This is a genomic window from Leptolyngbya sp. KIOST-1, from assembly GCF_000763385.1.
Lineage (GTDB): Bacteria > Cyanobacteriota > Cyanobacteriia > Phormidesmidales > Phormidesmidaceae > Nodosilinea.
Genome location: NZ_JQFA01000002.1, coordinates 464,943 through 477,911 on the forward strand (window position 1 = coordinate 464,943; position 12,969 = coordinate 477,911).

Sequence of the window (12,969 nt, forward strand, 5' to 3'; positions counted from 1 at the left end):
TCCTCTTGCAGGTCAGGCAAGAAATTTGACCTGGGCCAGCCATCCCGGCTGGCCCAGGTTGATTCGCGATCCTACGTCTCAGAATTGGAGGCCGGACTGCCAAAGGCGGGAGTCAGGTAGGCCACCAGCGCCCCAATCAAAAAGCCCGCCACGTTGCGGATTAGGGGCAGCCAATCGCTGGTGCGGGTCACCACCGGGCCAATGCCAAAGGCAAAGAACAAAATGCCCCACAGCGGCGAAAAAATCAGCACCCACTGCCAGGCTAGTACCTGCCCCGGCTTGCGCGGGTGGGCGGCAAAACCACAGACCACCCCACCCACGATGGAGGTGATCAACGTCAGCACCCACTGCTCCTGGGGCAGACCGGGCACCACATTGCAGCCGCCCTGGCGCAGGCATTCCTGAATCGACTCTAGGGCGCTGAGAATGGAATTGTCCTCGCCGTTTTCGCGCACAAAGAACTGGTTGCCGTAGCGGGTTTGCAGCTCAATCCAGAAGGTGCGGGGCAGCAGGTCGTAGACGGCGTCGCCGACGCTGAAGTTGAGCAGGTTGCCACCGCGGGGGTCGGCCACCAGCATGATGCTGCGATCGTCGAGGCCCCAAAAGTCTTTGACCGCTCGGCCTGGGGTCTGGTCGTACTGAGTCAACACCCGCAGTTTCCAGCCGGTTTCGGTTTCAAATTCGTTGAGCTGGGAGTCCAGATCTTCCTCCTGGCGGGAGGTGAGCGACTTGGCCAGGTCGATGATGGCGGTCTGGTTGTCAGGCAGGAGTTCGGGATTGTCGTAGGCCAGGGCCGGTGCCATCGGCAGCCAGGCGCAGAGGCTTACCACACAGATGACTAAAACAGTTAGCGCGTGTTTCATACTGGCTTGGCGAAAAAACATGAAACTGATCCCAGCAACAAAGGCAGCCCACCGACAGCCCAAAGTAAAGCTAATAGTGGAGTATGCTCCTTAATTTAGTCTATACCTTTGTTAACAGTTGTTTACATAACTCTAATCTTTCTCTGCCCTTAGAGCAAGGTTGACTGTCCGTGAACCAGGGGTTGGGATTGGGGCGTTTGGTTTGGGTGTGCGGTTCTGGGCAGGTCGTGACTCTGAGTTCCCAAGTCCTCAACCGGACAAGCCTCAATATCTAACAGTAGAATGGTCGCAGACACCCAAAGCCTAAGCCTCTGCCAGCAGTTCCCATGACGATACAGGCGCAATCTGACCACCATGGTTCTGCTACCGTGCCCCGGCTCTACAGAAGTCGTCAACTCAAAGCCACTGGAGCGAATTATCTATGGGAATGCAGCGTTTGCTAGCTACCGCTGGTCTCGGAATTGCCCTGGTGGGCAGCCTGGGCCTCGCCGCCTTTAGCCAGGTTCAGCCCGGCCCCACCCGACCTCACAGGGCCCAGGCTACCCACCAGAGGGCTCAGCGATTTGAGGGACGCAGGCGCGCCTACAATCAGGCAATGGCTAATGCCGCCGCCCAACTGGGGGTGAGCGAAGCTGACCTGAAAGCTGCCCTCGGCCTGCCCGAGCAAATGCCTCCCCGCCCCGATATGGCTGCCGTCGCCACTCGCCTGGGCGTCAGCGAAACCGACCTGCGGGCCGCCCTCCGCAGCGGCATGGGCAGCGAGCGAGGCCAGCGCCTAACCACTGCCGCCACTCAGCTGGGGGTCAGCGAAGCCGACCTGAAAGCCGCCCTCGGCCTGCCCGAGCAGATGCCGCCCCGCCCAGACCTGTCCGCCGCCGCCACCCGCCTGGGCGTCAGCGAAACGGACCTGCGGGCCGCCCTTCGTAACGCCATGGGCCGCGGGCGGCGTCCTGCCGCCGAAGGGCAGTAGCCGTCGCAAGCTCAATTCCTGAACTCTGGCGTCAGGTCTAGAGTCTCAGGGATGACCCGTAGCGGGTGTTCTAGACAGGCTGTTTCAGGCCTAAGAGCAGCGATTCTGGATGTTTCCTGCCACGGTGACGTTTAGCCAGGGGTGGGCTCACGGATGAAGATTAGACCCGGCGAGGTAGCCGATAGCGCTGCGATCGCCGCCCTGCTGACCGAGTTGGGCTACCCGGTCAGTGCCGCCTTTATCGCCGCTAGCCTCCAGCGTCAGCTGGCGCACCCCGACGCTGCCCTGCTAGTAGCGGCTCAGGGGGAGGCTGTGCTGGGCTTTATATCGCTGCACTTTATTCCTCAGCTGGGACTCCCCGGCGACTTTTGCCGCATCAGCTACTTCTGCGTCGATCCGGGGACGCGGGGACAGGGGGTGGGCACCGCCCTCGAAGCCGCCACCTGTGCTCTGGCTGAAGCCCGGGGCTGCGATCGCATTGAAGTCCATTGCCACAGTCGACGAGAGTTGGCCCATCGGTTCTATTTCCGCCACGGCTATACCGAGTCACCCAAGTATCTTCAAAAACCTGTCCAGCCCAGCCCAGGCTAGTACTGGCTAGCAGAACTAGAGCAACCCTTGCTGGGGGTGTCAGGTGTTAGGTGTCAGGTTTCAGGAACAGTTGACTGACTTCTGCCGTAGGGGACTAGCGGCTTGCCCAGGGACTTCCCCAACCCCCGCTTCAAACAGAGATGTCCACTGCTGTAGCCAGGTATAAACCTGGAATTGCAATGGACATTACGCTTACGGCTAGCGGTTGGGATTAATCGCTAAACGCATCTTTGATGTTGTCAACGGCGCGTTCCACCGCGTTCATGGATTTTTTGGCGGCCCGCTCAGTCCGGTCGGCATCCTCCGAGGCCCGCTGCTCGATGCGATCGCGGTCGCGCTTGGCCTTGCGTTCCACAGCGCTGCCGTCATCGGCCCGATCGACCTTAGCGGCATTTTGGTTGGCGGCCCGCTTCACGCTGTCTTCCGCGCTGCGAATAATATTTTTGGAGCCCTTCTCCACATCGTCGGCGGCTCCCTTGATCTGGTCACCCGCATCGGCGGCAGCAATCAAAACCCCAGCGGGAGCAGCTACGGCAGCGGTGGGAGCAAACACAGGGCTCTGCCAGACAAAGGCGATCGCCGACAGAAACACCAGCGCTGTGGCCATCCAGCCACCCAACACCCGCAGCCCTTTTTTAGCAAAGTTTGACGTCATGCAATTCAATCTCCATGAGCAGTAGCTCTCTATTTCTACTCCAACCACTAATAGGGAAAACCACCCTAAGGGCAGACCTTACAGTCTACTTTTTGGCTGTACTGGCTATAAAAAAGCAGCTGTCAAAACGCGAGGCCTATAGACTTCTGAAGAGTAGCCGTACAGAAACCTAATGGATGTAGAAAAAGGGGCTTGGGATCTCAATCAAGCAAGAAACCAAATCTTAAAAAAACATTACAGCCGCGAACGGTTTTACACCGGGTAAAGCGACTCTATCGTTAGTTAGAGAACAAATAATATCCTTTGAGGGAGGTCGTTTACTTTCTACTTGCCTTAGGATGTTGAATAAGGTTACGGCTGAAATTAAACGACGTTTTCTTTGCCTACAGTTTATTTTGGATTTTTGATTCGAATTGTTCTTGGGCAGATAATTCTTGGGCGATGCTTGAGAGTGCAGAGTAACTAAAAAGCAACGAGTCTAAGTGAGCAATCAACTTGTGTTTCAACTTGCGTAAACAACAATCCTGCCATTGAAAATTCTAGACCCATCACAACCTATCGCAACCCATCGCAATATTGAAATTCGAGTGAGCGCAGGTTCAGGAAAGGATTTAGGGACAAGGCGCTAAAGACAGCCTGATTTCTTTCCCAGCAGTCCTAGTAAGTACCCCGATGGTGGGATACCAATGACCGAGCTTGCCTACACCATATAGACGTATGCAAACGATTTGGCCAACAGTGCCCTGGAGGCATCTGGTCAGCTTAACCGCTGGCCCTAGACAAAACAAATCCATTTAGATGGTCTAAACCCTGCTGCGAACAACCGATGGCTAACAGATTGCTTTTTCTCTGACAGCCGGCTTAAGGGTGTCTGACGACACTCGGAGGTTGTGTGCAAAGGTTGCTTTGAGAGCGAGCATTTGGGGGTTTAGCCGATAAGGCGTTAGTCAAACTGACGCAATAGTCAAAGTAAGCTAGTCGCCCTTATCGACCTCAGCAGCAAAGGAGAAATTGGCAGAGATAGCAGGGAAACCACAAAAACCCTTCCCTATCAGCAACGCTTTTTCCCCAGAACTAGATGCATTCACTGTAGATTAAGGAGGAGTTAACGTTATGAAACGTCTTCACAATCATCAAAGTTTAAGCCTTACTCGCAACAGAAAGGGTTGGATCGGGGCGATCGCCCTGGGACTAACGGTTTCGCTAGCGTCGGCTTGTAATCAGGTGACCCCCACCGCCCAACAGGATGACCAGGGCACAGTCACCACCGAAGATGTAGCTGGCACAGAAACTGGAGATGCCGTTGTCGGTCAACTAGTCACCATCCGAAGCGGTGTGGTGGACGTGATCGATGACAATAGCTTTGTCATGGAATCTACTGACGGCGATCGCATTTTAATCATCACCTCCGAGGCCGGTGGGTTTACGCTTCCTGAAGAGGATGTTCCCCTCCAGGTGACAGGCCGACTGGAAATATTTGATAGCGCCTCGGCCCAGCAGTACGGAGTCGCCGATCTAGACCCCGCCCTGTACGAAGATTACGACCAGCAGCCGGCCGTAATTGCCCAGAATATTGCCCTGGCGCCGCGGCCTCAGGACCTCTGGAATGCCCCCGATGAATACTTTGAAGAAACCCTGGCGGTTGAAGGTGACCTTCGACCTCTGGAGGGTGCTGACAATGCCTTTGCTCTATTTGAAGAAGGCTGGGTCAGCGACACCGGAGTCCTGGTCGTGGGTGTAGACGAAGCCGTTAACGTGGCCAACCTGGAACAGGGAGAAAACATCGTTGTGACTGGGCAAGCTCGCCCCGCCGATGCGAACCTGCTGCGAGAGGCCAACTTTGGTTGGGATGACAACCAAATTCAAGAGTTTTTGTCGAGATACCAAAATCGACCTGTGATTGTTGTTGAGGAAGTCTACCCGTCGGCTGTACCGCCTCACCCCAGCGTCTAGTCGGGCCTATTTGACTCCCCACAATTGCAGACCCTTTTTCTCAAGCCGACTTGAGAAGCGTAGCGGGCAACAGCTCAATCGCTGACTGACCCGCCCAATGTAACGATGAACAACCGGAAGGAAACTATGGTCAACACACAAACCAAAACCAACCTCAACCAAACCCCCTCTAAGCGAGTTGTGGGTGTCTTCAAACGCCGTGAAGATCTCGAAAGCGCCCTGCGGGCGCTCAACGATGCCGGTGTGCCTAAGGAGAAAATTTCTCTGCTGGCCAAGCATGTCGAAAACGTCGAAGGCGCTGCAGACCTGACCAATAACCAGGGCAACGAAGCAGCCGAAGGGGCTGGTATCGGTGCCACCACAGGTACCGTGCTCGGCGGTGTCGGTGGTTTCCTGGTGGGCGCAGGGGTCCTGGCGATTCCAGGGGTAGGTCCCGTACTGGCCGCAGGGGTCGGTATTTCTGAAATCGCTGCCACCCTGGCCGGTGCCGGTATTGGTGCCGCCACTGGTGGTCTGGTGGGCGCTCTAGTGGGGGCCGGTATCCCTGAAGACCGCGCCAAAACCTACGAGAAGCGCATCAAAGCCGGTGACTACTTGCTGATGGTCGATGGTAGCGTAGACGACGTGCACCGAGTGGAGTCGATTCTGCGCGATCGCCACATTGAAGAAATGGGTACCTACGATGCCCCGGCAGCGACCACCCAACCTGGGGCCGCTGCCACCACGGGCACCAGAGTCACTGGGACAACCGCCGCAGGCTCGAAGGCCGTAGGGACGAATGCCGCTCCCGGTCGCACCACTGCTCCCAAGGGCCGCACCGGCGCCACCGATGCCCGTGACATCGACAATGACGGCGAGCCCGAGGTGATTGTGGTCGACAACCGCACCCAACAGCCCCGGCGCAGCTAGGCGCTACGCCTGCTAGCAGGCGTTCGTTAAGGGTTGAGCGGAGCTGGCTAATTCACTCCGCTTAACTCCACAACCCAACTGGATCAGACAGGGATTTAGTTTAATTCCCTGTCTTTTTTTTGAGTATCTGCGTTCTCGTTGTCCGCCGAGCGGCTTTAGTGCCCAGGGGAGAGCCGCTTTTGGCGGTCCGGGGTCGAATGATTTCTAGAAAAAGCCGCCTGGTGAAGGAGCAACCCGCTGCGGTCTGCCTGCCGCTTCTGTGAAGCCCTTCCACAACGCCACAAATTCCGGTCCAAAAACCCTCGCGATCGCAATCTTCGGTCAAAATAGAAACTCGGGTATCGTTGACCCAACCAGCTCGCTAATGTTGGGAAATCCTGAGAGGGATGCATGGCTGCGCTAATGCATCCTACGATTGATCTAAGCTGACTCACCCATCCACCCTGACCCATCCACCCCTTCCTGCGTTCCATGGCAAAGTCCCCCACCCCCGTCTCCACCACAATGACCGGCGCAGAGATTCGCCAGACGTTTCTGGAGTTTTACGCAGCGCGGGGCCACGCCATCAAACCCAGCGCCTCCCTGGTGCCCGAGGACCCCACAGTGCTGCTCACTATCGCGGGGATGCTCCAGTTTAAGCCGATCTTTTTGGGCCAGCGTCAGTCAGATGTGGACCGGGCTACCACCTCGCAAAAGTGCATTCGCACCAACGACATTGAGAACGTAGGCCGCACGGCGCGCCACCACACGTTTTTTGAGATGCTGGGCAACTTCAGCTTTGGCGATTATTTCAAGGAACAGGCGATCGCCTGGGCCTGGGAACTTTCTACCCAGGTGTTTAAGCTACCGCCCGATCGCCTGGTGGTGAGCGTGTTCCGCGAAGACGATGAGGCCTTTGCCATCTGGCGCGACCAGGTGGGCATCCCCGCCCACCGCATTCAGCGCATGGATGAGGCCGACAACTTCTGGGCCTTAGGCCCCACCGGCCCCTGCGGCCCCTGCTCGGAGATCTATTACGACTTCCACCCCGAGCTGGGCGACGACCACATTGACCTCGAAGACGACTCGCGCTTTATCGAGTTCTACAACCTGGTGTTTATGCAGTACAACCGGGATGCCGAGGGCACCCTGACGCCGCTGCAAAACCAAAACATTGACACCGGCCTGGGCCTAGAGCGCATGGCCCAGATTTTGCAGCGGGTGCCCAACAACTACGAAACGGACCTGATTCTGCCGATCATTAAGACGGCGGCGGATCTGGCCGGGCTCGACTACGCCAAGGCCGACGAAAAGACGAAGGTTTCCCTCAAGGTGATCGGCGACCACGTGCGGGCCGTCGTCCACATGATTGCCGACGGCATTACCGCTTCCAACGTGGGTCGGGGCTACATTCTGCGGCGGCTGATTCGGCGGGTGGTGCGCCACGGGCGGCTGATCGGCATTGAGGGTGCTTTCATAAGCAAGGTGGCCGAGGCGGCGATTCAACTGGCGGAGGCACCGTTCCCCAACACGCGGCAGCGCGAGGCCCAGATCAAAGCCGAACTCGATCGCGAAGAGGCCCGCTTTCTCGAAACCCTGGAGCGGGGCGAAAAGCTACTGGCCGATATTCTCCAGCGCGAGAGCGGCTCAAAGACGAAGCAGATCTCGGGTACCGACGCCTTCGTGCTCTACGACACCTACGGCTTTCCGCTAGAGCTAACCCAGGAAGTGGCCGAAGAGCAGGGGCTCACCGTCGATGTGGCCGGGTTCGAGACGGCGATGGAAGAGCAGCGCCAGCGCTCTAAAGACGCCCACGAAACCATTGACCTGACGGTGCAGGGCAGCCTGGATAGCCTGGCGGAACACATTCACTCGACGGAGTTTTTGGGCTACAAAGACACCAGCAGCACCAGCACCGTGGAGGCGCTGCTGGTCGGTGGCGAATCGGTAGAGGCGATCGCGGCGGGCCAGGAGGCCCAGGTGGTGCTGAACCAGACCCCCTTCTACGCGGAGTCGGGCGGGCAGGTGGGCGATCGCGGCTACCTGTCGGGCGACGACCTGGTGATTCGCGTCCACGATGTCAAAAAAGACGGCGATTTCTTTGTCCACTTTGGCAAAGTCGAGCGGGGAACGCTAAAAGTTGGCGACCAGGTGACGGCCCAGATCGATCGCGCCTGCCGCCGTCGCGCCCAGGCCAACCACACCGCTACCCACCTGCTGCAAGCAGCGCTGAAAAAGCTGGTCGATCCCGACATTTCGCAGGCCGGTTCCCTCGTCGCCTTCGATCGCCTGCGGTTTGACTTCAACTGCCCCCGCGCCCTGAGCACCGACGAGGTGCAGCAGGTCGAAGCCCAGGTGAACAGCTGGATTGCCGAAGGCCACCAGGGCGATGTGACGGTGATGCCCCTGGAGGAAGCCAAGGCCAAGGGCGCGATCGCCATGTTTGGCGAAAAGTACAGCGCCGACGTGCGGGTAATCGACTTCCCCGGCGTCTCCATGGAGCTGTGCGGCGGCACCCACGTCAGCAACACCGCCGAGATTGGCCTGTTTAAGATCATTTCTGAAACCGGGGTGGCCTCCGGCACTCGCCGGATTGAGGCCGTGGCTGGCCCCGCCGTGCTGGAGTACCTGAACGTGCGCGATGCGGTGGTGCGCGACCTGTCAGAGCGCTTCAAGGCCAAGCCCGAGGAATTGAGTGATCGCGTCACCACCCTGCAAAGCGACCTCAAGACCGCTCAAAAAGAGCTGGAAGCCCTCAAGTCGGAGCTGGCGGTGCTGAAATCGGACCAGCTTTTGGCCGAGGCTGAGGCGGTAGGGTCGCTCAAAATCATTGTGGCGGAGCTAGAAGGGGTCAGCGCTGAGGCCCTCAAGACCGCCGCCGAGCGCCTGCTGCAAAAGCTGGGGGCCGGGGCCGTGGTGCTGGGCTCGGTGCCGGAGCCTGAGAAGGTGAGCCTGGTCGCCGCCTTTAGCCCTGAAGTGATTGAGCAAAAGCTGCAAGCGGGCAAGTTCATCGGCGGCATCGCCAAGATTGCGGGCGGCGGCGGCGGCGGCAGGCCCAACCTGGCCCAGGCGGGCGGGCGCGATCCGGGTAAGCTGCCCGAGGCACTGGCGGCGGCTAAACAGCAGTTGGTGGACGCTCTGGGGGCTTAGGGAAGGGGCGGTTTCCTAGGGGTTGATGGCTCTCTAGGGTCGGGGGGCGATCGCTATAACTTCCTGGTTGAGGCGATCGCCAATCTCGTCTTCGGCGACATCCAGGTCGTAGTCCATCTGCAAGCCGAGCCAAAACCGGGGGGACATATTAAAGTAACGAGCTAGGCGCAGGGCGGTGTCGGCGGTAATACGCCGCTTGCCGTGAACGATTTCATTGATGCGCCGGGCTGGCACCCTCAGGGCCAAGGCAATTTGATTCTGGCTCAGGTTCATGGGCTTGAGAAATTCTTCCAACAAGATTTCGCCCGGATGCACTGGTTTTAGCTTGTCCTTGCCCATAGGGTTACCTCAGTGATAGTCCAGCCTTTGATAGGAGTCTCAGCCCTCTGCGGGTTATGGCCAACCAGCGATCGGACGATCTGGTGGCGGAGGTGCTAGATTTTGCAGAGTTCCTAAAGCAGCGACAGCAAAAGACCCTAGCGGGTGATGACTAAAATTCCGCCGCCGTGTTAGAAAAGCTAGCCGTGACCACTCACCTCCAATTTGCGGCACTGGTCTGCTAGGCGTTGATAGGTAGAATGACTGTAGTGTAACTACTTCAGCATGATGGATTGTCCTTACTGCCAAAGCCAACAAGTCGTGAAAAAAATTTAGAGCTACCCTCCCTCTTTGGAAGGGTTCGAGTCGAAAACCATCCCTCTCGCAAGTTGTCTAAAAGGGCCTTCCCTTTTCGTCGCGCTGCCGCTTGAGGGCCTCTTCGTACCACTCCAGCTCGTCTAAAAAGGAACCCAGGCGTTTGATCAATGACTCATCCTGGGCCTTGCCATCGGCGTCGATCGCCTCGGTAATCTTTGAGATCGCAAACATCGACGAAATGGTGGGCATACCCATCTCCCCCAGCATCACCCGCAGGTGCACAGCGGCCCGCACCCCGCCAAATCCCCCCACCGAGTACGACACAATCCCCGCCGGGCGAAAGTAGTACTCTTCCAGAAAGTGATCCATCAAATTGCTCAGCCCCGGCTGAACAGAGTGGTTGTATTCGCCCGTTACCACCACAAACCCATCGGCGCTACGAATGTGCTCAGCCAGTTCCTCCATTTTGACTGGAACCTGACCAGGCTCGTGCTCTTTGTACATGCGATCGAGCAGGCCAAAGTCGTACTCCAGGGCATCAGCAAAGATAGCATTGTGGCCTCGCTGGGCCAGTTGATTGAAGGACTGCGAGGCTTTTTTTGCAATCTCTAATTTCATCGTCAATTGGCCCACCAATCGCTCCAGCTCGGCAATCCGTTGTTGGTCAGCCTCATGGCCTGAATCGGCCTCAAATATCGTGGTCGCGTGATCTAAAAATTCCTTTCGCCAGCGATTAAGCACGCTGGAATGGAGTTTGTGGCTTCGGCAAATCTCGGCTGACGTTTTCTCTCCCATTAGCATTTGCAACACCACTTTGGCCTTAAATTCAGCTGTGTACTGTCGTCGGTTTGCGCTCATAGTTGCCCCCTCCTGTGGAACAAGGATACTGCTCTTAGCCTTGTGTCCGAAAATCGGGGGTCACTTCAAGGGACTCAAGGTCTCAGGCGGGTCGTGTGGGTGAGACCCGAGCATCCCTACACCGCGGTTAGCCCGCTAGTCGAGGTGCATGCCAACCATAACGAGGCTCACAATGCCGCCCTGAGGCGGCGATGCAGCGCTTATCGTCGGCGTCAAAACCTCTATGCTAAGACTCGTGATGGATTGCAACGAACCTTGGATGTTCAGCGGATCCTCCACAACTGGGTCAGGCCACACTGGGGACTGGGCAAACGGACGACTCCGGCCATGGCGATCGGCTTGTGTAGTCGCTTGCTATCCACCCAGGAACTTCTCTGCCTGAGAGGGTTTCAATGTATCTCCTCTTAACAGACCAGTGCCCAATTTGCTAAGTTGTAACTCACTGCTCACGCACGAGGAGAAAGAATACAGCAATGCTATTCTAGAGTTCTGGTGCAGCATGCCAAGATTCCGAAAATCTGGGACACTCTAGAATAGAACCTTGAGATTCGAACCAGCTCCCGAGAAGACCATATCATCATTCTGAGCTTTCAAAAACATCACGATCTTTAGTAGTTTCCATGAAAGAAATTGAAGAGCAGCTTCCAGACTTCCTTCAAACTTACGGAGGCTTACTATCTCACTTCAATAATCATTTTTCTAATCTTAACTCTTATGAACGGGGTGCAAGCTTTGCACAGCTCGTCAGAAAACTCATACCGCATACAACTACAGGGGAAAGATTTTCAATTCCAACTCTTAATCAGCACTCACACGACAAAGGAGTTGACCTTGAGTGCCTAAGCAAAGACAAGTGTGAAGCTCTTTATATTCAGTCCAAATACACAATCAAGAATATTGATGAACTTGATATTATTTTTAGCAAGTTCATGACATTCGACCAAGAATTAGAAGCAAGCCTTACTCCTAAAGATCAACCAAAACAATTCAGCTTGCTGCCCGAAGAAGGCTCCTCGGAAAAAGTCGAGTCTGAAGTAACTAGGAATTACATGATTGTCACCACCTCTGACATCAAAGGACTTATAGAAAAATATGAGAAATCAAAAAGGTCTACATTAGATTTTTACAGAAAACTAACTCGTTCGAACAGGGTTTATATAATTGATGGACCTAGTTTAGTTCCAGTATTGCAGAAGACTTATCGAAAGTTACATGTTCTGCCCAGTAATTTTGAATTATCTTCCACGCAACACTTTATCCATATTGGAAATGTTTACCTGGGTGTAATTCCTGCACCTGAAATTGCTAGACTTTACGATGAGTTTGGAGATGCACTATTTTTGGAAAATATACGTGAGTTTTTAGGAGTTCTAGGCCAAAGAAATTCCTTGACTGACGTTAACAGAGAAATATTGGAGTCTTTGGAGAAAGATCCAGAAAATTTTCTTGCAAAGAATAATGGTCTTACTTTTCGTGCTGGCCAAGTTAGCCTGATTAGTGAAAACACCTTATCCCTAAGAAGCGCAAGCATTGTAAATGGACTTCAAACGACAATGTCTATTGTTGAGCAGCCTTCTCCGAAAAGCTATGTTTCAGTAAAAATTGTGGAGACAGAACATTCTTGGGAAATAGCAAAAGCTTCAAACTTTCAAAACAAGGTAGACAGAATTGATTTAGACCTTGCTGAATACATAAGACCTCGACAAATTAGGACATCTGCAAGTAACGCTGGCATAAGCTTTGAGTATCTTCAAAACAAAAAGGAAGATAACGTATTTGAAGTTCTTGAAACCATTTATCAAGATAGGGTAAGTTATCAAGAGATAAGATCCCTGTTTATTGGGATTTTTAGTCGAAATCCAAACAATATTATCAACCCAGATTATAATCAACTTAGGACGGATCTAATAGATAGAATTTATGCGGAAGATCCTAGGGGCGAAAAACTATTTTCGACTCTGTTCTCTATACAAGCTCTGATCCAAAGGGCCGCTGAAGAAGTTCAAGATATCTTTAGAGGCAAAGAATATTCTGATCTATTCAAGAGATTCTGGGAAGAGGCAAAGCCAAACTACAGAGCCTTCCTTGCTATATTAGCTATGTGCGGGTGCGTGAGAAGTAACATATACCAGGATTCGGGAAAACTTGATTTTGAATCGATATCTATATTTTTAGAGAGAGTCACTGAAGTGGTGGATGGCAGCCCTGATGTGTATATTCGCTATTTTCGACATTCATTTAAAACTGTAGCCAGTCACCTCATCAGCCAAGGAAATTCCAAAGAGGTAACTCTACAAAACATGTATCGGTCAATGCACCGGGCTCAGTTTTCTCCGCTGTTTTTGCAAGTTTGCATGAATGCTGATGATGATGATTTCCTGCGAAAGCCTCAATTATGATCTCCT

The 12,969-nt window shown here is 54.7% G+C and carries 11 protein-coding genes and 2 pseudogenes; 8 read left to right on the forward strand and 5 right to left on the reverse strand.

Annotated features, from left to right (window positions below):
* Positions 1-71 precede the first annotated feature (71 nt).
* Entirely contained in the window at positions 72-863 is a 792-nt protein-coding gene (locus NF78_RS02210; protein WP_035988478.1) for a TPM domain-containing protein, read from the reverse strand.
* A gap of 421 nt (positions 864-1,284) precedes the next feature.
* Here NF78_RS02210 and NF78_RS02215 point away from each other — a divergent pair, with 421 nt between their 5' ends.
* Both NF78_RS02215 and NF78_RS02220 read left to right on the forward strand, forming a co-directional pair.
* A complete protein-coding gene (locus NF78_RS02215; protein ID WP_156119608.1) occupies positions 1,285-1,833 on the forward strand; it encodes a hypothetical protein in 549 nt (182 codons plus the stop codon).
* Between the two features lie 153 nt (positions 1,834-1,986).
* Positions 1,987-2,424, forward strand: a complete 438-nt coding sequence (locus NF78_RS02220; protein ID WP_035984633.1) for a GNAT family N-acetyltransferase — start codon at positions 1,987-1,989, stop codon at positions 2,422-2,424.
* A gap of 211 nt (positions 2,425-2,635) precedes the next feature.
* Here NF78_RS02220 and NF78_RS02225 read toward each other — a convergent pair whose 3' ends face one another.
* Positions 2,636-3,079: a hypothetical protein gene (locus NF78_RS02225; protein ID WP_035984634.1), complete on the reverse strand. Its 444-nt coding sequence runs from the start codon at positions 3,077-3,079 to the stop codon at positions 2,636-2,638.
* A gap of 1,113 nt (positions 3,080-4,192) precedes the next feature.
* Here NF78_RS02225 and NF78_RS02230 point away from each other — a divergent pair.
* The 3 genes from NF78_RS02230 to alaS all read left to right on the forward strand — a co-directional run bounded on the left by NF78_RS02230 (position 4,193) and on the right by alaS (position 9,070).
* Positions 4,193-5,032 (forward strand): hypothetical protein, encoded by an 840-nt coding sequence (locus tag NF78_RS02230; protein ID WP_156119609.1) that lies wholly within the window; start codon positions 4,193-4,195, stop codon positions 5,030-5,032.
* 126 nt (positions 5,033-5,158) lie between these two features.
* Positions 5,159-5,941, forward strand: coding sequence for a general stress protein (locus NF78_RS02235; RefSeq protein ID WP_052050585.1), 783 nt, complete (start codon positions 5,159-5,161; stop codon positions 5,939-5,941).
* Between the two features lie 471 nt (positions 5,942-6,412).
* Positions 6,413-9,070 (forward strand): alanine--tRNA ligase, encoded by a 2,658-nt coding sequence (gene alaS / locus NF78_RS02240; protein ID WP_035984637.1) that lies wholly within the window; start codon positions 6,413-6,415, stop codon positions 9,068-9,070.
* A gap of 33 nt (positions 9,071-9,103) precedes the next feature.
* Here alaS and NF78_RS02245 read toward each other — a convergent pair whose 3' ends face one another.
* A complete protein-coding gene (locus NF78_RS02245) occupies positions 9,104-9,409 on the reverse strand; it encodes a HigA family addiction module antitoxin (RefSeq protein ID WP_035984639.1) in 306 nt (101 codons plus the stop codon).
* A gap of 56 nt (positions 9,410-9,465) precedes the next feature.
* On the opposite strand from NF78_RS02245, the gene NF78_RS30720 reads away from it, so the two are divergent.
* On the forward strand, positions 9,466-9,564 hold the full coding sequence (locus NF78_RS30720) for a DUF2281 domain-containing protein (protein WP_072015945.1): 99 nt from the start codon (positions 9,466-9,468) through the stop codon (positions 9,562-9,564).
* 217 nt (positions 9,565-9,781) lie between these two features.
* Here NF78_RS30720 and NF78_RS02250 read toward each other — a convergent pair whose 3' ends face one another.
* Positions 9,782-10,324, reverse strand: a complete 543-nt coding sequence (locus NF78_RS02250; protein ID WP_052050579.1) for an NADPH-dependent FMN reductase — start codon at positions 10,322-10,324, stop codon at positions 9,782-9,784.
* A pseudogene (locus tag NF78_RS32110) lies at positions 10,298-10,564 on the reverse strand (transposase); the annotation flags it as partial. The pseudogene NF78_RS32110 and the gene NF78_RS02250, both read right to left, overlap by 27 nt.
* Positions 10,565-10,627: 63 nt before the next feature.
* Here NF78_RS32110 and NF78_RS30725 point away from each other — a divergent pair.
* Positions 10,628-10,972, forward strand: a pseudogene (locus NF78_RS30725) (IS1 family transposase); the annotation flags it as partial.
* 212 nt (positions 10,973-11,184) lie between these two features.
* Positions 11,185-12,963, forward strand: coding sequence for an AIPR family protein (locus NF78_RS02255; RefSeq protein ID WP_035984641.1), 1,779 nt, complete (start codon positions 11,185-11,187; stop codon positions 12,961-12,963).
* The last annotated feature ends 6 nt before the right edge of the window (positions 12,964-12,969 follow it).